Here is an 18,715-nt window from a genome sequence, read left to right as displayed (position 1 = left end):
GCTCGACCACTGCGTCGCGAGCCGGCAGTGCTGTCCGGAGATGTGGCTGACCCTCCTCCCGGCGCTGTTCCTGGCTCTGTTGCGCCCTTCGGGGGGTCGGCGCCCGTCATCCGGACGCCCCGCCGGGCGCGTTGCCGGTGCGATGTACACCGCCGTCCAGCACTACCGCGAGGAGATCAGCCCGCGCCGGCCGCCGTGCTGCCCGTACACACCCAGCTGTTCCACGTACGCCGTCAAGGCGCTGAGCCGCCACGGCGCACGCCGGGGCGCGCTCCTGACGGTAGCTCGCCTGATGCGCTGCAGGCCGGCGGCCGCCCGGCGCCGGGGCTTCACGGACCCGGTGCCGGACTGACCGCCGGTCGGCGCCGCGAGGCTCCGACGGCCCCTGACGCCCCGGCCCCGTCGACCGGCGGCCGACCGCCCCGGCGCCCGGTCAGCCCGCGTTCTCGCGCACGACGACGAACGCTCCGCGGCTGCGGCCTCCGTCCGGGGACTGCCACTCGGCGGTGACCTGCCCCCGTGCTTCCGCCGGACCGTCGGAGCCCTGGAGCACCCGCGTCACGGCGAGGGTGAGGGGGCTGCCGCCGTCCCCGTCCGTCCTTACCGCGAGTTCGGTGCCGTGCCGTCCTTCGGTGACGGCGCCCGGCCCGGTCGCGGCCGTGAGACCGTCACCGTCGAACCGTCCGGTGACGGAGCGGTCCGGAGTGTCGGTCTCGCTCTGCGCCTGCGGCTCGGCGCGGCCTTCGAGCAGCGCGAGCAGCCGTTCCACCAGGACCGGGTCGTGGATCCCGTCGTACACCCAGCGCGTGCCGAGCACACCGTGCTCGGAAGTCCCGACGAGGGCGTCGGCGGGGGCGCCGTCGAGCGGAGCCCCGCGATAGGTCAGCGGCAGGTGGTACGAAACGGCACCGTCACCGGAGCCGTCCGTGACGACCATGAACTCGATGCCCACCTCCCCCTGCGGGTCGTCGAGCCGGAAGCCCCCGGCCCTGGCGAGCTCCGGTGCGCGCCCGGTGGCGACGTACCACGGCCGGGAGGGGAGCCATGCGGCGAACAGCTCCAGCTTGGTCGGGTTCATGGTGGTGCGATGAATAACAGCCATGATCAGTGAACTTCCCACCGCGGCGCCCGGTTCCCGTCACCGGAGTGCCGGACCACCTCGACGCACGGGTGCGCCCCGTGCGTCACCCGTCGAGGCACGACGGCACAATGAGGATCATGCTGCTGTCGTTCCAGCCGGTCCTCGAGCGTATCGCCGAGGAGATCGGGGACCTCGTCGGCCGGGGCCGACCCGCCGACTACATCCCGGCGCTCGCCGTCGGCGACCCGGGCCGGTTCGGCATGGCCGTCGCCGAACTCGACGGGACGGTGTACGGGGTGGGGGACTGGCAGCAGCCCTTCTCCACCCAGTCCGTCACCAAGGTGTTCACCCTCGCGCTCGCTCTCGCCCGGGAGGGCGAGGTCCTCTGGGAGCACGTCGGCCGCGAGCCGTCGGGCAACCCCTTCAACTCCCTCGTCCAGCTGGAGTACGAGCACGGCATCCCGCGCAACCCGTTCATCAACGCCGGAGCCCTGGTCGTCACCGACCGGCTGCACAGTCTCACGGGCGACGCATCGGGCAGCCTGCTCGACCTGCTGCGCGCGGAGAGCGGGAACATGGACCTGGACTTCGACCGGGACGTCGCCGCCTCGGAGACCGCGCACGGCGACCGCAATGCCGCGCTGGCCCACTTCATGGCCTCGTACGAGAACATCGAGAACCCCGTGCCGGTCCTCCTGCGCGAGTACTTCCGGCAGTGCTCCATCGAGGCGTCCTGCGCCGACCTCGCGCTCGCCACCGGCTTCCTGGCCCGCCACGGCATCCGCGCCGACGGCTCACGGCTGCTCACGCGCAGCCAGGCCAAGCAGGTCAACGCGGTCATGCTGACCTGCGGCACCTACGACGCGGCAGGGGACTTCGCCTACCGCGTGGGCCTGCCGGGCAAGAGCGGTGTCGGCGGCGGCATCATCGCCGTCGTGCCGGGCCGCTGCACCCTGTGCGTGTGGAGCCCTGGCCTCGACGAACGCGGCAACTCGGTCGCGGGAGTCGCCGCTCTGGACCGCTTCACCACGATCACCGGGCTCTCCGTCTTCTGACGGCCGCGGCGACCGCCGACCGCACCCCGCGCGATAATGGGACCGAGCACCGGGGCTGCGACGCTGGAGGTGCCTGTTGACCAGCACGGTCGGTCCGCCCAGAGGCACTGCGGGGATCGATGCCGCGCTCACGAAGACGGTCCGCCGCACCGGCGCCTCCATCGGCGCCGTCTACCTCCTCGCGTCGGACGACGCGAAGGTGCTCCGCCTCGAGGCACTCTGCGGCGCTCCGGCGGAACTCGCCACGCCATGGGCGCGGGTCCCGCTCGCCGCGCCCGCTCCCGTGGCCGACGCCGTCCGCGAGAACCGGCTGATCTGGGTGGGCAGCCAGCAGGAGATGGCCCATACCTATCCCCGTACCTCCATGGCCCTCCCGTACCCCCTCGCCATGGCCGCCGCACCGATCACCGGCGTACGTGCCTGGGGCTCACTCCTCCTGATGTGGCCGGCCGCCCGCCCGCCCCGGCTGTCGCGGTGGGAACACGACCTGGTCACCGCCTGCTGCCGGCGTCTGGCCGAGCTCCTGGAGGGGGCGGCCGAGAGTGGCACACCCCTCGGCGACACGGACCTGCCGCGCGTCCTCCCGCTCGACACCGCCCGCCCGCCCCCGAGCCCGGAGCAGGCGGTCGCCGACTTCGCCGAGCGCCTGCCCGGCGGCTGCTGCGCCCTGGACCTGGACGGACGCATCACCTACCTCAGCCACGGCGGGGCCGAACTGCTCGGCAACGACGCCGAGACCCTCCTGGGGACACTGCCGTGGCAGTCCCTGCGCTGGCTCGACGACCCCACCTACGAGGACCGCTACCGCGCCGCGGTCCTCAGTCGTGAGCCCGTCTCCTTCACGGCCTGCCGCCCCCCGGACCGATGGCTGGACTTCCACCTCTACCCGGACGCCGGTGGGGTCAGCGTCCGTATCGTGCCCACCGGGGGAGCGCTCCCCGCGGCCCCCGCGACCCGGCGCGACACCACCACCGCCACGCCGGCCCGTGCCGGGCAGCTCTACCAGCTCATGCACCTGGCAGCGGGCCTGACCGAGGTCGTCGGGGTCCAGGACGTCGTCGATCTGGTCGCCGACCAGATCATGCCCGCCTTCGGCGCACAGGGCCTGATCCTGGCCGCGGTCGACTCCGGCCGCCTGCGGATCACCGGCCACCGCGGCTACACCCCCGAGATCGTCGAACGCTTCGACGCCCTGCCGATCGACGCCACGTTCAGCCCCGCAGGACAGGCGGTCACCAGCGGCATCCCCTCGTTCCTCGCCGACCCCGAGGAGATGAGACGGATCTACCCCGAGGTACGGCCGACCACCGACAAACAGGCGTGGGCCTTTCTGCCCCTGATCATCTCCGGCCGTCCGGTCGGCCTCTGTCTCCTGTCCTACGACCGGCCCCACACGTTCCCCACCGAGGAACGCGCCGTCATGACCTCACTCGCCGGCCTCGTCGCGCAGGCCCTCGACCGCGCCCGGCTCTACGACACCAAGCAGCGGCTCGCCCACGGACTCCAGCAGGCCCTGCTGCCCCACAGCCTCCCCGACGTGGCCGGCCTCGACGTCGCCGCCCGCTATCTGCCCGCCACCCGTGGCATGGACATCGGCGGTGACTTCTACGACCTGATCCGGCTCGGCGACACCGCGGCCGCGGCCGTCATCGGAGACGTCCAGGGCCACAACGTCGCCGCCGCCGCGCTGATGGGCCAGGTCCGTACCGGCGTCCACGCCCACGCGACCCTCGGCGAGCCCCCCGACCAGGTGCTTTCGTCCGCCAACCAGCAGCTCACCGAGCTCGACCCCGGCCTGTTCACCAGCTGTCTCTACGCACATCTCGACTTCGCCGCGCAACGCGTCTGTTTCGCCAGCGCCGGACACCCGCCGCCCCTGGTGCGCCTCCCGGGCCGCCGCACCGTCCCGCTCGACGTGACGCCCGGCCCGCTGCTCGGCGTCGTCCCCGGCGCCGCCTACCCGGTGACCGAGATCCCGCTGCCCCCCGGCCTGATGCTGCTGCTCTACACCGACGGTCTCGTCGAGACGCCGGGCACCGACCTCGACGACTCACTCGCCGAACTCGCCGGTCACATCGACGAGGCGGACGACAGTGACCTGGAGCTCCTGATCGACACGCTCCTGCGTGAGATCCGCCCCGCGCGACAGCGTACGGACGACATCGCCCTGCTGGCGCTGAGGAGCCGTAGCGATCCGAGCAGACCGTAGGGAATGCGTACTGCGGTGGGCCGGTCGGTCGACTCAGGGCACCGCCCGAGCCGCGCCGCGAGGCGAGCGGAGGGCATACGGGTGAGGATGGGAAGGCCGTCACGACCAGGAGCCGCCATGACCGATCGACCCACCCGCCTCGACCCCACCCGCCGGCATTCCCCCGCCCCGTGGGAGGCCGGGCCCGCCGCCGCGCCAGGCCAGGGGTATCCCGCCCACTGCCTGACCGCCGGGGACTACTGGTACGACCGCGGCGCGGAGAACGCGGGCGCCGGCGCGGCCTTCGGAGCACGTGCCCGGACGGGCGCGGAGTAACCGTACGGTGGTCGTCACGCGTGCGCTGCTGATCGGCGGCGGGGAGGTACCCGCCGCCTCCGGCCGCACCACCGAGGACCTCGACCCGTACACCGGCGAGGTGTACGCGATCGTCGCCGCCGCCGGACCCGAGGATGTCACCCGGGCGGTCGACGCCGCCCACGCGGCCTTTCCCGCCTGGGCGGCGCTCGCCCCCTTCGCCCGCCGGGCGGTCTTCCTCGAGGCGGCGGACCTCCTCGACGCCAGGAGCGAGGAGGCCGCCGCGCTGATGGCACGCGAGACCGGCGCCACACGCCCATGGGCGTACTTCAACGTGGGGCTCGCCGCGAACATCCTGCGCGAGGCCGCCGCCGGGGTCACCGCGCCCCGCGGCGAGGTGCTCAGCGCCCAGGAGGAGGGCGCGCTGGGCCTCGCGGTGCGTGAACCGCTCGGTGTCGTGGCCGCGTTCGCACCCTGGAACGCGCCCCTGATCCTCGGTGTACGGGCCGTCGCAGCCCCACTGGCCGCGGGCAACACGGTCGTGGCGAAGCCGAGCGAGAGGGCGCCGATCGCCGCCGGGCTCTTCGTCGCCGACGTGCTGCGCGACGCCGGGCTGCCCGACGGCGTGCTCAACGTGGTGACCAACGCCCTCGAGGACTCCGCCGAGATCGCCGAGACACTGATCGCCGATCACCGGGTCCGGGCGGTCGACTTCACCGGCTCGACCCCCACCGGCCGCCTCATCGGCGCGCACGCGGCGCGGCACCTCAAGCCGGCGGTCCTCGAGCTCGGCGGCAAGAACTCCGTGATCGTCCTCGACGACGCGGACCTGGACTACGCCGTCGACGCGGCGACGTTCGGCGTCTTCATGAACGCCGGCCAGATCTGCATGTCCGGCGACCGTCTCCTCGTCCACGACAGTGTCGCCGAGGAGTTCACACGACGGTTCGCCGCGCGCGCGGCGGCGCTCCCTACCGGCGACCCGGGCCACCCGGACACCGTCATCGGCCCGTTGGTCAGCGAGGACGCGGCCCGCCGGGTGGCCGCGCTCGTCGCGGACGCGGTCGCCGCGGGAGCCACCGTGCTCACCGGCGGCGGGAATCCGCGGGGCGCGGTGCACCCGCCGACCGTGCTGAGCGGCGTGACGAGGGAGATGGAGCTGCACTACGCGGAGGTCTTCGGGCCCGTGTGCGTGGTCGACACCTTCGCCGACGACGAGACGGCCGTCGCCCTGGCCAACGACACCGAGAACGGGCTGACCTGCGGCATCATCACCGAGAACGCCACCCATGGACTGGCGGTCGCCCGCCGGATCCACTCCGGCATCGTGCACATCAACAACCAGTCCGTCGCCGACGAGCCCCACGCCCCCTTCGGCGGCGTGAAAGCCTCGGGCTACGGCCGCTTCGGCGGGCGCTGGGGCATCGAGTCGTTCTCCAACACCCGTTGGATCACCATCGCGGGCCGGCAGGCCCGCTACCCCTTCTGAGGCGGCGCGACGAGCGTGTCCGACCGGTCCGCCCGTCGCAGTGCGTCGGCGACGAACCCGTCGGCCTTCAGCTCCTCGACGAGGTCGGAGAGGAACCGGACGGTCGCGGGCCGCCGGGACAGGGTGGTCCCCACGGCCTGCCGGATCTCCATGAACCGTTCCTCGATCAGCCGGAGTTCGGGACGGGGCGCGACGTACTCGGTCATGGGCTGCCGGATGCCTGCCGCGACCTCCAGGCCCTCGGACCGGAAGACGTCCACGCCCTCCTTCCCGCGCACGACGGACGCGTGGCGCAGGGTGCGGGAGAGGTAGAGATCGTAGGCGGACCCCTGCTTCACACCGATCCGTACACCGTCACGGTCGACGTCGGCGACCGTGGCGAGGGACGAGTCCCGGTCCACCGCGAACACCCCCTCGATCAATACGTACGGCGCGGTGAAGGCGACCTCGGCTTCCCGCGCGGGTTCGACGGCCAGGAAGCAGATGTCGGCCCGGCCCGTGGCCATCGCCTCGTACGACTTGCGTGCCGCGTCGAAGCAGACGAGCTCGACCGGCACCCCCAGCCGTGCGCCGATCTCCCGCGCGATGTCGACCGTGACCCCCGCCGGGGCCTCGGGCGTGCCCGCGGCCAGGACCGGGTTGCCCAGGTTGATCGATGCCCGCAGTACGCCGGTCGGTGCCAGATCCTCGCTGATGTCTGCCGTCGCGCTCGTCATGGGGCGGAGTCTAGGACACCTGCTCACACCGGGTGCGTGGCGTCCGGGCGCGGCCAGGGGCGCCCCTCCAGGCGCTCGATGTCGCTGTTGAACCGCTTGAGATACGCGGCGAAGTCGGCCACCTCGTCGGCCGTCCAGTCGCTGAGGACCCGCTCCAGGCCGTGGACGTTCTCCGCGCGGTCCGCGTCGAGGCGGCGCAGGCCCTCGGCCGTGATGCTGAACTTGCGGGCGATGCCGCCGTCGGGGTCCGGGATGCGCTCGACGACCCCGGCCTTCTGCATGGCGGCGGTCTGCCGGTTGAGCGTGGAGGCGTCCAGGCCGAACGCCTCGCTGAGCTCGCCGATGGACATGGGCCCGTCCATCCGGATGCGGCTGAGCACGACATAGGCGCTCCGGTCGAGCCGCCCGCCGGTGCTCCGCGTCCGGGGGTTGAACAGATGCGAGTGCCGACCGACGAGCATGGTCTCGAACTCGATCAGGTGCGTGGGCTTCTCCATGGGTGCCATCCTCCCAACCCCGCACGGCCGTCCGCCAACCACAGGGCCTTCATATGCAGGATACATGCAATGTGTACTATGCATCTCGTGTGCATGATGCACATCGCTATGTATGCCCCGAGGGAGAACCACGTGAACAGCTCAAGGACCGACGCCCGCCCCGGTGGTGTCGTCGGCGTACTCGCCTTCGCGGGCATCGTGGCCGCGCTCATGCAGACCCTGGTCGTCCCGCTCCTCGGCGACCTGCCACGCCTCTTCGACACCAGCGCGTCGAACGCGTCCTGGGTCGTCACCGCGACCCTCCTCTCGGCCGCGGTGGCGACGCCCGTCGCGGGCCGCCTCGGTGACATGTACGGCAAGCGCCGTATGTTGCTCGTCTCCGTGGCACCCCTCGTCCTCGGCTCGGTCGTCTGCGCCCTGTCCTCCTCCGTCGTCCCGATGATCGTCGGACGCGGACTGCAGGGCATGGGCATGGGCGTGGTCCCTCTCGGCATCAGCCTGCTGCGCGATGTGCTGCCGGCCGAGCGGCTGGGCGGATCCATCGCCCTCATCAGCGCCTCCATGGGCGTGGGCGGCGCGCTCGGCCTGCCGTTCTCCGCCGCCGTCGCCGAGAACGCCAGCTGGCGCGTGCTGTTCTGGGTCGCCGCGGTCCTGAGCCTCGCGGTCGGCGTGCTGATCCGGCTGCTCGTCCCCGCGGGCCGAACGGACTCCGCCCCTGGCCGGTTCGACGTACCAGGAGCCCTCGGCCTCGGCAGCGCCCTGGTCTGTCTGCTGCTCGCCGTGTCCAAGGGCTCCGACTGGGGCTGGGGGAGCGCCACCACGCTCGTCCTCTTCGGGGCCGCGGTCGTCACCCTGCTGACCTGGGGGTGGTGGGAGCTGCGCACCGCCGAGCCGCTGGTGGACCTGCGCGTCACCGCCCGCCCGCAGGTGCTGATGACGAACGGCGCCTCGATCCTGGTCGGTTTCGCGATGTACGCCCAGTCGCTGGTCGTGCCGCAGCTCCTCCAGCTGCCCGAGGCCACCGGCTACGGCCTGGGTCAGTCGATGCTGGCGATGGGGCTGTGGATGGCCCCCGCGGGCCTGATGATGATGGTCCTCGCCCCGCTCGGAGCCAAGCTCACCGCCGCCCGCGGTCCCAAGGTCACCCTGGCCGTCGGCAGCCTGGTCATCGCGCTCGGGTACGCGTCCGCCCTGCCGCTCATGGAGTCCACCGGCGGTCTGCTCGTCGTCACCCTCGTCTGCAACACGGGTGTCGGCCTGGCGTACGGCGCGATGCCCGCCCTCATCATGGGCGCCGTGCCCGTCTCGGAGACCGCGTCGGCCAACAGCTTCAACACACTGATGCGTTCGATCGGCAGCTCGGTCTCGGCAGCCGTGATGGGCGTCGTCCTGGCGCAGATGACCACGGACTTCGGCGGCCATCTGCTGCCCTCCGAGGACGCCTTCCGTGCCGCCCTGCTGATCGGCAGCGCCGTGGGCCTCGCGGCGGCGGTGGTCGCCATCCTCATTCCGGTACGCCCGGGGGCGGACACCCCCGGGACCACCGCCCCCTCGCGCCCCGTGTCCGAGGCGAAGGTCTGACCCACGGTCCGTCCCTGTCGGCGGGCGCGACCCGCGGCCAGGACTCGGCCCGCCTTCATCGCACGTCCACCGGAAGGTCCTCCGAGGTTCGCAGGGGTACGGCAAGACTGATGTGGGCATGTCAGTCGCAGCCGCGCACCCCCATACGGCGGCCCATCAGGAGGACACAGGTGAAGACGAGTTCGCGGATCCGCAGGGTCTCGCTCATCCTCGGCAGCAGCATCGCGCTGGTCGTCGCCGTTCCGGGCAGCGCCCTCGCCGCGCCGCCCACGGCGCTGCCCGCGTCGGCGGACGGGCTGGAGCAGACGTTCCAGCCCGCCTTCGACTACGACACGGACGGCTGCTACCCCACGCCGGCCATCGGTCCGGACGGAACCGTCAACGGCGGTCTCAATCCGTCCGGTGCCCTCAACGGCCAGTGCCGGGACTCCTGGGACCTCGACAACACCAACGGCTACGCGCGCTCGAAGTGCAACAACGGCTGGTGCGCCGTCATGTACGGCCTCTACTTCGAGAAGGACCAGGCCGTGGCGGGCAGCGGGCTCGGCGGGCACCGCCACGACTGGGAGCACGTCGTGGTGTGGATCCAGAACAACGAGGCCCGGTACGTCTCCACCTCCGCGCACGGAAACTTCAACACCCACGGCCGCGACCAGATCCGGTGGGACGGGACACACCCCAAGGTCGTCTACCACAAGGACGGTCTGAGCACGCACTGCTTCCGGCCCGCCAACTCCAACGACGAGCCGCCGGAGAACCACAAGCGCCAGTGGCAGTTCCCCGCCCTGGTCGGCTGGAACGGCTACCCCGCCGGGCTCCGCGACAAGCTGAGCCAGGCCAACTTCGGCAGCGCCGTCTTCGGCCTCAAGGACAGCAACTTCGCCGGCCATCTGGCGAAGGCGAAGCCGTCCGGGATCCCGTTCGACCCCTACGCGTGACGGGCCGCGCCTGACGAACCACGCCTGACGGGTCGCGTTCGGCCGGAGGTCACGACGCGGGAGCCGCGCGTACGGGCACGTCGTGACTCTGGTGGCCTCCGCTGGCCAGTATCCGTACGTTGCCCTGCTCGTCGATCTCGGCCCGCACGATGCCGGTCTCGTCGGCGTACACCGGGTGCCCGCCGGCGCCCTTGCGGTCCGTGCGGGTGACGACGATGGAGTCACCCGACACGGGAAATGTCAGCTCGTAGCGTTCGACGCTTGCCATGCGCCCTTTATAGGTGAACCGCACGCCGGTCAGCCGTTCCGACACCTCCCACAGGCGGTGGCCGATCCCCGGATCCGTCGCCGCGGCGGACAGCCGAACCCGCGTCGGGCCGCCGCGCAGTTCGCCGCGGCCGTCCGGCCCGATGAACTCGCCGCTCGACACGCTTGGGTCGGTCGCCGCGTACAGCTGCGGCAGCGCACCACGGGCCGGCTGCTGAGCGAGCGGCCTGAGCAGCCGGCCGAAGACCAGCCGCACCGGACCGACCGGCGCACCGGTCTGGAGACCGGTGGCGGTGTAGCCGGGGTGGGCGAGCACGCTTCGCAACGGGCTGCCCGCCTCGGCCAGGCGCCGGTGGAGCTCGTACCCGAAGGCGGCGTTGGCGAGCTTCGACTGGTCGTAGAAGGCCATGGGCGAGTATCCGTGCTCGCCGGCCAGGTCGTCGAAGCGGATACGGGCCTTGCGGTGATTGAGCGAAGTCACCGTGACCACACGGGGGTCGTCCCCGAGGGCCAGGAGCTCGAGCAGCAGTCCGGTGAGTGCGAAGTGGCCGAGGTGGTTGGAGGCGAACTGCAGCTCGTGGCCCTGGGCGCTCAGCGACCGTGGCGGAGCCATCACGCCCGCGTTGTTGACGAGCACGTCCAGGCGGCCGTGGTCGGTGTGCAACCGGGCGGCGAACGCGCGGACCGAGTTGAGGTCGGCCAGATCGAGGCGGCGAACCTCGAGTTGTGCGCCCGGATGCTCGGTGGTGATCTCCGTGACCGCGCGGCGGCCTTTCGCCTCGTCCCGTACGCCGAGGATCACGTGCCCGCCCCGCCGGGCGAGCGCTCGGGCGGTCGCCAGGCCGAGGCCGCTGCCGGCTCCGGTGACGAGTAACACCCGCCCGGTCTGGTCCTGGATCCGATCGGCGGTCCAGTGCTGATGATCTGTCATGCGGCACACGCTGCCGTTCATGACACCAAGTGTCAAGATGCGCCTGAGTGTCACGGAGGGCATGGGGTTACCATGGTCGGGTGACTTCTCGCCCTGACATGAGCCTGGCCCAGCGCAAACGTCAGCTCGTCGCCGACGAGTTGACCGAAGCGGCGCTACAACTGCTGGCGGTGAAAGGCTTCGACGCGGTCACCGTCGACGAGATCGTCGCCACGGCCGGCGTGTCCAAGAGGACGTTCTTCCGCTACTTCGCGTCCAAGGAGGACGTGGTCGTCCAGTTCCTGGCCGAGATGGGCGACGGCATCCGCGCCGAACTGGCCGCCCGCCCCGCCGGTGAACCGCCCTCCGTCGCGCTCCGGCACGCCGTCTCGGTTCCCATCGACGCCTGCACCGACCATCCCGACCACACCGAACGGGCCTTGCGCGTGGTGCGGTTGATTCTGCGTACCCCCGCCCTGCACGGACGCTTCCTGGAGCGCCGGTCGCAATGGGGCGACGACCTCACGGCGGAGCTGGCGGAGCGTCTGGGACTCGACCCCGTCGCCGATCTCTACCCGCGGCTGGCTGCCGGGATGGCGCTCACCGCCTTCGACGTCACGCTGCGCAGGTGGAGTGCCGGGGAGGCCGCCACCGAGAACCCCACCGACCTGGTCGCCCGAGCCTTCACCGTCATCGCCCCCGCGCTGGACGCCGGCGAGAGACGGATGGGTCAGCCGTCGGCCTCCGTGAAGCAGGCCGCGCTCTCCGCGTCCGCCGGGTAGTACGACTCGATCGTGACCTCGGCCAGCGTGATGTCCATCGGGTTGCCGAAGGTGGTGGTGGTCGAGAACAGCCGGAGTTCTCGCCCTCGTCCGCCGAAGCGAAAGACCATCGGGATCACCGTGTCGGATTCGACCGCCAGGCTCGCCGTGTCCTCGGACGCCGGCGTCAGCAGTTCCTCGTAGAGCGCGGTGAGTTCGGCGTCGGGAGCCGTGGCGAGCTGACGCGCGACGCGGGCGCGGAACACCGTACGTACGTCGGCCAGGTTGACGAGCCGCGGAGCGAGCCCGTGCGGGTCGAGTGCCAACCGCACCATGTTGATCGGCGGCCGCAGCAGGTCGGGGGCGACGTCCGCGAAGAACGGGTCGACCGCGCGATTCGTCATCACGACGTTCCATCGGCGGTCGAGGACCAGCGCCGGGTACGGCTCGTGCGCGCGGAGCACCCTCCCGACCGCGTCCCGGGCCGCCGACAACGCGTCGCTGTCGAGCGGGCGCTCGGTGTACCGGGGCGCGAAGCCGGCGGCGAGCAACAGCTGGTTGCGATCACGCAGCGGCACATCGAGCTGATCCGCGAGGCGAAGGACCATGTCGGCGCTCGGTCTGGACTTGCCGGTCTCCACCAGACTGACGTGACGTGCCGACACGTCGGCGGCGATCGCGAGGTCGAGTTGGCTGAGTCGCCGGCGATGCCGCCACTGCCGCAGGAGCTCTCCGACCGTGTGCATGATCGCCAGGATGGCGCATGGTGGAGCCGTACGCCATGACATCGGAGTTCATCGACAAGCCTCGCAACCGCCGAACACACTGCGTCCATGACCACGGACGCGGAGAACAAGAGCATCGTCGAGCAGGCGCTCGCGCGGCTGGTCGGGACGGGTGACGTCGACGCGCTCGCGACGCTGCTGAGTGACGACTTCGTCCATCACCGGCCGGACTCGACCTCGTCCACCAAGGCGGAATGGCTCGCCGCCGTACGCGCGGTGCCGTTGGACGACCTGCGCGTCGAGGTCCATCACGTCCTGGCCGACGGTGATCACGTGATGATGCATTCGCGGCGCCGGATCGCGGGCGACGCGGGGCCGGGGATCGCGGGCGTCGACATCTGGCGGTTTGCCGGTGGGCTGATCGTCGAGGGCTGGGAGATCATCGAGCCGGTCGCCGACGCGGCAGCCCATGTGCGGTGGTGGGAGCAATCCGCACCGAGCGGGCGCTAGCCGCGTCCTGGACGGCTTCTGGCCGCGGACCGCGACCCGCGGCGCACTGACGGGTGTCGCGATCGGTGTTGTCGCGGGGCGTCACCGGTACGAGGAGAGCAGACGTGCCAGATGCCGCCCCGCGACCTCCAGTGGTTCCACGCTGCGGGCGACCTGGGCCGCCAGTTCCGCGCCCTCCAGCGTGGCGATCACCGTGTGCGCCAGCTCCTCGGCGTCGGCTGCGGTGAATCCCGTGTCGCGCAGCTTCTCGGCGACCACCGCCCGCCACCGTGCGAACGCCTCGGCCGCCGCCTGCTGGATGTCCGGGGCGCTGGTCGCCGTGCCGACGACGGTGGAGGTGACCGGGCAGCCGTCGAGCCAGTCGGAGTCGCAGGAGGGCGGCGGCCGAGGGGTACGAGGAGGACAGCCTGACGCGGCTGATCGCCATGTTCGGGCGGGGAGCGGCGACGAAGTAGCCGCTCCCCGGCGGGAGACGGCCCGCCTCACGAAAGCGCGAGCCCGGGCCCGGCGCCGAGGTCGGCACCGGCCGCACCGTCGCCGGCGAGTGCGGCGACCTGGTCGGTGATCAGGTCGAGGATCGTCGCCGAGGCCTCCGGGTCGTGGCCCAGGACGAGGAAGTTCAGGGTCAGCCCGTCGGTCACGGCGGCCAGATAGCGGGCCAGGACCGGGACGGAGACCCGGAGTTCGAGCCCCATACCGGCGCTGACCTCCTCGATGAGGCCGTGGTAGATCTCGGCGTACCGCTCGTGCTGGCGGCGCGCCAGCGGCTCGAACCCCGGTGTGCGCAGGGCGTACTGGGTGAGCTCGTACGTGAGCATGTGCTCGCCCGGGTGGGCGCGGACATGGTCCCAGTAGGCGTCGAAACCGGCCCGGATCGTTTCCCGGAAGGTGGCTCGCGGGCGCAGCGCCTCCTTGACGACCCCCACGTAATGGTCGGTGATCGTCGTGATCACGGACTCCAGGAGCGCCTGCTTGGAGTCGAAGCAGTAGTGGAAGACGCTCAGCGACACCCCCGCCTCCGCGGCGATGGACCGGGTCGTCGTCCTCGGGACGCCGTCCCGGGTCATCGCTCGGATCGCGGCCTCGGTCAGTTGCCGACGGCGTTCGGCGAGCGGCCTGCGGGACATAGGGTGGATCCTTTCGGTTCTGCGGTCTGCCGCCCCCGGGGAGCGGCGCGCGGGCCGGGCCGGGCGGACCCGATCGGATCCACCCCGCCCGGCCCGGCGGCCGTGCCTTGTCGCTCTGTCTCGCTGCGGCTCAGCCGCTGTAGACGCCCACCTCGTGGAGCGAGTACCCCCAGTCGGTGGCGCGCTGTACTCCCTGGATCCGTACGTACCGGGCCGTCGTGCCGGCGAATCTGGCCGTGTCCAGCCCGCCGTCACTGGCCTCGGTCGACCAGACGGTACGCCACGCGGCGTCGTCGTCGGACACCTCGATGCGGTACGCCCTGCCGTACGCCCGTTCCCAGTCGAGGGTGATGCGCTTGACCAGCTGCGGCTGCCCGAGGTCGATCCGCAGCCACTGGCCCTCCCTCCACTCGCTCGCCCAGCGGGTGCCCAGGTTGCCGTCCACGGCCCGGCCGGGCGCGTAGGTGACGAACGGGTTCCACCACTCCGTGGTGGAAGCGGAGGCCGCCGCGCCCGAGGCCAGGTTCACCCCGGCCCGATGCTGCTCGGAGGCGCCCCAGGTGTCGAGGTAGGACTCGGCGCCGCGGAACAGGTCGTCCACCACGCCCTGACCACCGACCTTGCGGATGTCCTCGATCCAGTCCGGCACGAGTCCGACGTGCGAGGCGCCGTCGGTGTTGAGGTCCCAGCTGCGCTGCCCGGTGGTCTGCCGGTCGATGACCGAGCCGCCGTCGACGCTGCGGAAGGGGTACGTGACCTTGTTCGGCGCGTCGGCGCCGCGCGGGCCGGGCCAGCCGCCGACACCGTTCATGTCGGTGCCGTAGCCGTAGCCGACCCCGTACTTGTCGCGCAGCGCGTCCTTGGCCTTGGCCTCCGCGCTGAACGCCTCCGACCCGTTCATGTACTGGGCGGCGAACCCGCCGAGCTTGTACAGCCGCTCGGTCCAGCTGCTGTCCATCCAGCTGTGCGAGGAGATCGCGCCGGGGTAGGACTCCGACTCCATGATGTCGAAGGCCCGGCCGGCGGCCTTCACGCTCATGTGGTCCAGTTCCAGCATCATCTTGCGTTTCATCATCCCGCGCACCGCGTACTCGCCGAGTTCGGTGAGCCCGCGGGTGTTGCACCGGGCGTCCTGGCTGTACCCGGGCACGCTCACGCCGGCCGGCAGCTCCTTCTGCGCGTTCGGCGCCGCGGCCAGGCCGATCGGGTTGTCCTGCTGCGGGCCCGCGCACTGCTCGGTCTTCCAGAAGGTCCCGGTGGAGAGGAACTGACCCACGTTGATCGCCGTGCCGAGCGCCCCGGAGTCGAAGCGGACCCCGCAGAGCGCGTTGTCGAACTTGTGGCACAGGAACATGCTGCGCACGCCGAGCCCGTGCAGCTCGTCCAGGCCGCGGTCGATGTCCGCCCGGGAGCACTGCGCGATGTCGAGGATCTGCTTGCAGCCGAAGGGCTCGGAGGTCTCGACGCCGAGCACCACGGCCAGCTTGCCCTGCGCGATGACCTCGCGGGCCTGGGCGCTGTCGGTGACGATCCGGAAGAAGCCCTTGCCCGGTCCGCCGTACATCTTGTCGATGAAGGCCTGCATCTCGTACGTCTTCCTGGCCTGCAGGCGGATGGAGTCCATCTCGTCGCAGCCGCGGTCCTTGAAGAAGTACACCGAGCAGATCACACCGTTGGTGACCAGGTCGTTGACGAGCACCCGCTGCCCGCCGCGCCAGGCCCGCTCCACCCAGGCGTAGTAGTTCTGCTGGTGGGTCAGCGAGTCATGGGCCGGCCAGTCCTTGAAGGTCGGCCAGCCGTTCGGGTCGTGCTTGCCGTCGCCCCCCTTGGTGATGAAGTCGAAGATCGCGAGCGAGCCGTCGGGGTAGTGCTCGGGACAGTCCTTGAGCGCGTCGGCGACGCCCAGTTCGGAGAAGGTCTTGCCGCAGATGAGGCGTCCGCCGAAGGCCTCGTTCGACATCAGGTGGTTGTGCGCGTCGACGAACCCGCGCACCTCGCCCTGGGCGTTGGTGCCCTTGAAGGGCTCGCCCGTGATGTTGATCTCGGAGTCGGGCTGGGGCCGGGCGACGGGGTTCCACCAGGTGTCGGCGGCTGCGGAACCGGGCGCGGGGCCGAGCAGCATGGCAGCCATCGTGGCCAGGAGCAGCGACAGCACGGTCAGGGCTCTGCGCCTGCTGGTCGTGGAGCTGCGTGGGGGGCGCGTCAGGGACATCACTCACGTCCTCGGTCGGCTGGTAGGCGGCGCGGCGTGTGAGTTGTCATGTTCCGCGCTGAGGGTGTGTCGAGAATCCCGACTGCCACGACCCGAGTCAAGAGTCCGGGACAGTTGACCTGATGGACCGTCGGATCGGGACAGCGCGTGGAAGGAATCCCGGTTGGACGGCAACCTTCGGCCCGGGCGGCGGCGACAAGGAGGCGCAAGGACCGTACAGACCCCCCACATCGAAGGCATGGGATTCATGAGCAGACACAAGAGACGGCCCAAGCGCGTCGTCGTCCTCTCCGCGGCCGCCGCCACGCTCGGACTGACCACCGCCGTCCTGGCGACCACCCTGACGAGCCCGGCGAGCGCGGGCGGCGCCTGGCCCAAGGCCAAGGGGGACAAGCCGGTCACCAGCACGATCGAGGTCTCCGGGACGTACGACGGCAAGCTCCAGCGTTTCTACGGGAGCGGCGCACTCGGCGGGGGCGGGCAGGACGAAGGGCAGGCCCCGCTCTTCAAGCTGAAGGACGGCGCCGTCCTCAAGAACGTCGTGCTCGGCTCTCCGGCCGCCGACGGCATCCACTGCATGGGCAGTTGCACGATCCAGAACGTCTGGTGGGAGGACGTCGGCGAGGACGCCGCCACCTTCAAGGGCACCTCGGCGGACTCCGTGTACTCGGTCTACGGCGGCGGCGCCCGCAAGGCCTCCGACAAGGTGTTCCAGTTCAACGGCGCAGGCAAGCTGGTCGTCACCAAGTTCCAGGTCTCCGAGTTCGGCAAGCTCGTGCGCACCTGCGGCAACTGCTCCAAGCAGTACCGCCGTTCGGTCATCGTCAATGACGTGGACGTGACCGCCCCCGGCAAGTCGCTCGTCGGCATCAACGCGAACTACGGGGACACCGCCGCCCTGCGCAACGTCCGGATCCACGGCGACAGCGGCAGGAAGATCAAGCCGTGCGTCCGCTTCCAGGGCAACACGACGGGCAAGGAGCCCGTCGAACTGGGCAGCGGACCCGACGGCACGCACTGCAAGTACACCGCCTCGGACATCGGTTACGACTGAGAAAGCGACGCCACCGGCGCCCTGCGCGCCGGTGGCGTCCGCCCGTCGCCCGTCGCGTCTTCGTCGGGGCCGACGGGCTGATGACGCTGCGCCCGGCGGACTGCCAGGGGCGCGGCCATGCCCGTCAGGGCGAACAGCGCACCCACGACGTACCACCCGGGTCGCCCCCAGGTGATGCAGAGCGCGATGAGCAGTCCGGGCCCGAGGGTTTCGGCGAGACCGGCACCGAGGCCGAACACGCCCAGGTACTGGCCGGTGGCATGTCTCGGCGCGAGGGCGAACGACACCTCGAAGCCCCCGGCGGCATGCCACAGTTCGCCGATCGTGTGGACGACCACCGCGGTCATGAGCAGCGCCACGGCGGCCCACGTCGGTGCTCCCGCCGACAGCGAGATCAGTGAGCAGGAGACGAGGAAGGCCACACCCGATCGTCGGTAGGCGGCTCCGCCGGCGGCGGGGGAGTCGACGGCGCGGCTGGCGCGCACCTGGCAGGCGATGACGATGACGGTGTTGGCGAGCATCGTGCCCGAGATGAGCCAGCGCGGTGCGGTGACCGCGTAGATAAGCCAGAGGGGGATGGCCACGGTGAGCACCTTGAACTGGATGGCCATGATGCCGTCGAGAGCCGTGAGCAGAAGATAGGGCCGGTCCCGCAGAGCGACCCAGCGAGGGCCGTCCACGGCAGGGCCGGGAGCGACCGGCGGCAGGAGGACCAGGATCACAGCGGAGGCCGCGAAGGCGATCGCGTTGCCGACGACCAGGAGCTGGTACGCGGTGTGCGTGCCCACCTGGACGACCCAGCCCGCCAGCAGGGCGCCGAGCGAGATGCCGATGTTGGTCACCGAGCGGAGATAGGCGCGGAAGCGCTGCGGCCGGTCCCCTCCGTAGTGCCGGATGAGGGGACTGCGTGCGGCAAGCCCCGCCGCCTGCGCCCCGGTGGCCGCGCAGACCGCCAGGACGAACAGCCAGAAGTCGTCGGCGAACACGAATGCCGCCGTGGCCGCCGTGCGCACCACGAGGGTGACCGCGTACACGCCGCGTGCTCCGCGGGTGTCCGCGAGGCGGCCCACGGCGATGCCCACGGCGAGCGAGACGAACCCGGCGATCCCGAGCCCCAGGCCCACCTGGCTCGCCGGAAGGTGCACCGCCTGGGTGAAGTACAGGACCCCGGCGGTCAGATAGAGGCCGCTGCCGACCGTGTTGACGAAGTTCGAGGCGGTGATGACGCGTTGAGGTCCGGTGTCCGGCAACAGAGGGGGCATGACGGGGCTCCGTTTCCAGGCGGGAAG

General features: G+C 71.3%; 19 protein-coding genes and 1 pseudogene. 10 read left to right on the top strand and 10 right to left on the bottom strand.

What is annotated here, in order from left to right; all coding sequences use genetic code 11:
- Positions 1 to 142 precede the first annotated feature (142 nt).
- Positions 143 to 352: a membrane protein insertion efficiency factor YidD gene (yidD, locus tag ACFC0D_RS18510; RefSeq protein ID WP_329124355.1), complete on the top strand. Its 210-nt coding sequence runs from the start codon at positions 143 to 145 to the stop codon at positions 350 to 352.
- A gap of 81 nt (positions 353 to 433) precedes the next feature.
- On the opposite strand, the gene ACFC0D_RS18505 is transcribed toward yidD, so the two are convergent.
- Positions 434 to 1,102, bottom strand: coding sequence for a 1,4-alpha-glucan branching protein (locus ACFC0D_RS18505; protein WP_376436685.1), 669 nt, complete (start codon positions 1,100 to 1,102; stop codon positions 434 to 436).
- A 107-nt stretch (positions 1,103 to 1,209) separates the two neighbouring features.
- Here ACFC0D_RS18505 and ACFC0D_RS18500 point away from each other — a divergent pair, with 107 nt between their 5' ends.
- The 4 genes from ACFC0D_RS18500 (at position 1,210) to ACFC0D_RS18485 (ending at position 6,128) form a co-directional block, all read left to right on the top strand.
- The gene (locus ACFC0D_RS18500) at positions 1,210 to 2,136 is read left to right on the top strand and encodes a glutaminase (RefSeq protein WP_376436682.1); all 927 of its coding nucleotides are present in this window, start codon (positions 1,210 to 1,212) and stop codon (positions 2,134 to 2,136) included.
- A 76-nt stretch (positions 2,137 to 2,212) separates the two neighbouring features.
- Positions 2,213 to 4,345: a SpoIIE family protein phosphatase gene (locus ACFC0D_RS18495; protein ID WP_376436680.1), complete on the top strand. Its 2,133-nt coding sequence runs from the start codon at positions 2,213 to 2,215 to the stop codon at positions 4,343 to 4,345.
- 117 nt (positions 4,346 to 4,462) lie between these two features.
- Entirely contained in the window at positions 4,463 to 4,660 is a 198-nt protein-coding gene (locus tag ACFC0D_RS18490) for a hypothetical protein (RefSeq protein WP_376436677.1), read from the top strand.
- Between the two features lie 7 nt (positions 4,661 to 4,667).
- On the top strand, positions 4,668 to 6,128 hold the full coding sequence (locus ACFC0D_RS18485; RefSeq protein WP_376436674.1) for an aldehyde dehydrogenase family protein: 1,461 nt from the start codon (positions 4,668 to 4,670) through the stop codon (positions 6,126 to 6,128).
- Here ACFC0D_RS18485 and ACFC0D_RS18480 read toward each other — a convergent pair.
- Both ACFC0D_RS18480 and ACFC0D_RS18475 read right to left on the bottom strand, forming a co-directional pair.
- Positions 6,116 to 6,844, bottom strand: a complete 729-nt coding sequence (locus tag ACFC0D_RS18480; protein ID WP_376436671.1) for a transporter substrate-binding domain-containing protein — start codon at positions 6,842 to 6,844, stop codon at positions 6,116 to 6,118. The two genes, ACFC0D_RS18485 and ACFC0D_RS18480, sit on opposite strands and share 13 nt — an antisense overlap.
- A 23-nt stretch (positions 6,845 to 6,867) precedes the next feature.
- On the bottom strand, positions 6,868 to 7,341 hold the full coding sequence (locus ACFC0D_RS18475) for a MarR family winged helix-turn-helix transcriptional regulator (RefSeq protein ID WP_376436668.1): 474 nt from the start codon (positions 7,339 to 7,341) through the stop codon (positions 6,868 to 6,870).
- A gap of 132 nt (positions 7,342 to 7,473) precedes the next feature.
- Here ACFC0D_RS18475 and ACFC0D_RS18470 point away from each other — a divergent pair, with 132 nt between their 5' ends.
- Positions 7,474 to 8,922, top strand: coding sequence for an MFS transporter (locus tag ACFC0D_RS18470; protein ID WP_376436666.1), 1,449 nt, complete (start codon positions 7,474 to 7,476; stop codon positions 8,920 to 8,922).
- Positions 8,923 to 9,092: 170 nt separating this feature from the next.
- Positions 9,093 to 9,860, top strand: coding sequence for an NPP1 family protein (locus ACFC0D_RS18465; RefSeq protein WP_376436663.1), 768 nt, complete (start codon positions 9,093 to 9,095; stop codon positions 9,858 to 9,860).
- Between the two features lie 49 nt (positions 9,861 to 9,909).
- On the opposite strand, the gene ACFC0D_RS18460 is transcribed toward ACFC0D_RS18465, so the two are convergent.
- Both ACFC0D_RS18460 and ACFC0D_RS18455 read right to left on the bottom strand, forming a co-directional pair.
- Positions 9,910 to 10,128, bottom strand: coding sequence for a DUF6296 family protein (locus tag ACFC0D_RS18460; protein WP_376436778.1), 219 nt, complete (start codon positions 10,126 to 10,128; stop codon positions 9,910 to 9,912).
- Positions 10,129 to 10,137: 9 nt separating this feature from the next.
- A pseudogene (locus ACFC0D_RS18455) lies at positions 10,138 to 11,058 on the bottom strand (oxidoreductase); the annotation flags it as partial.
- Positions 11,059 to 11,156: 98 nt separating this feature from the next.
- On the opposite strand from ACFC0D_RS18455, the gene ACFC0D_RS18450 reads away from it, so the two are divergent.
- Complete coding sequence (locus ACFC0D_RS18450; protein ID WP_376436775.1) at positions 11,157 to 11,819, top strand: TetR family transcriptional regulator; 663 nt, start codon at positions 11,157 to 11,159, stop codon at positions 11,817 to 11,819.
- On the opposite strand, the gene ACFC0D_RS18445 is transcribed toward ACFC0D_RS18450, so the two are convergent.
- Entirely contained in the window at positions 11,768 to 12,544 is a 777-nt protein-coding gene (locus ACFC0D_RS18445; protein ID WP_376436660.1) for a helix-turn-helix domain-containing protein, read from the bottom strand. The two genes, ACFC0D_RS18450 and ACFC0D_RS18445, sit on opposite strands and share 52 nt — an antisense overlap.
- Positions 12,545 to 12,631: 87 nt before the next feature.
- On the opposite strand from ACFC0D_RS18445, the gene ACFC0D_RS18440 reads away from it, so the two are divergent.
- Positions 12,632 to 13,033, top strand: a complete 402-nt coding sequence (locus ACFC0D_RS18440; protein WP_376436657.1) for a nuclear transport factor 2 family protein — start codon at positions 12,632 to 12,634, stop codon at positions 13,031 to 13,033.
- An 81-nt stretch (positions 13,034 to 13,114) separates the two neighbouring features.
- On the opposite strand, the gene ACFC0D_RS18435 is transcribed toward ACFC0D_RS18440, so the two are convergent.
- From ACFC0D_RS18435 to ACFC0D_RS18425, 3 genes are all read right to left on the bottom strand, one after another.
- Positions 13,115 to 13,519: a TetR family transcriptional regulator C-terminal domain-containing protein gene (locus ACFC0D_RS18435; RefSeq protein WP_376436654.1), complete on the bottom strand. Its 405-nt coding sequence runs from the start codon at positions 13,517 to 13,519 to the stop codon at positions 13,115 to 13,117.
- Positions 13,516 to 14,160 (bottom strand): TetR/AcrR family transcriptional regulator, encoded by a 645-nt coding sequence (locus ACFC0D_RS18430; protein ID WP_376436651.1) that lies wholly within the window; start codon positions 14,158 to 14,160, stop codon positions 13,516 to 13,518. Before ACFC0D_RS18430 ends, ACFC0D_RS18435 begins: the two co-directional genes overlap by 4 nt.
- A gap of 130 nt (positions 14,161 to 14,290) precedes the next feature.
- Positions 14,291 to 16,372 carry a discoidin domain-containing protein gene (locus ACFC0D_RS18425; RefSeq protein WP_376436648.1) on the bottom strand — a complete coding sequence of 694 codons (2,082 nt, stop codon included), beginning with the start codon at positions 16,370 to 16,372 and terminating at the stop codon, positions 14,291 to 14,293.
- Positions 16,373 to 16,619: 247 nt separating this feature from the next.
- Between ACFC0D_RS18425 and ACFC0D_RS18420 the strand changes: the two genes are divergently transcribed.
- Positions 16,620 to 17,426, top strand: a complete 807-nt coding sequence (locus tag ACFC0D_RS18420) for a pectate lyase (RefSeq protein ID WP_376436645.1) — start codon at positions 16,620 to 16,622, stop codon at positions 17,424 to 17,426.
- Here ACFC0D_RS18420 and ACFC0D_RS18415 read toward each other — a convergent pair.
- Entirely contained in the window at positions 17,417 to 18,688 is a 1,272-nt protein-coding gene (locus ACFC0D_RS18415) for an MFS transporter (protein ID WP_376436642.1), read from the bottom strand. The two genes, ACFC0D_RS18420 and ACFC0D_RS18415, sit on opposite strands and share 10 nt — an antisense overlap.
- Positions 18,689 to 18,715: the final 27 nt, after the last annotated feature.

Source organism: Streptomyces sp. NPDC056222 (assembly GCF_042264065.1).
Lineage (GTDB): Bacteria > Actinomycetota > Actinomycetes > Streptomycetales > Streptomycetaceae > Streptomyces.
Note: the sequence above shows the minus strand (reverse complement) of the source record. Positions and strands in the feature narration are given on the sequence as shown.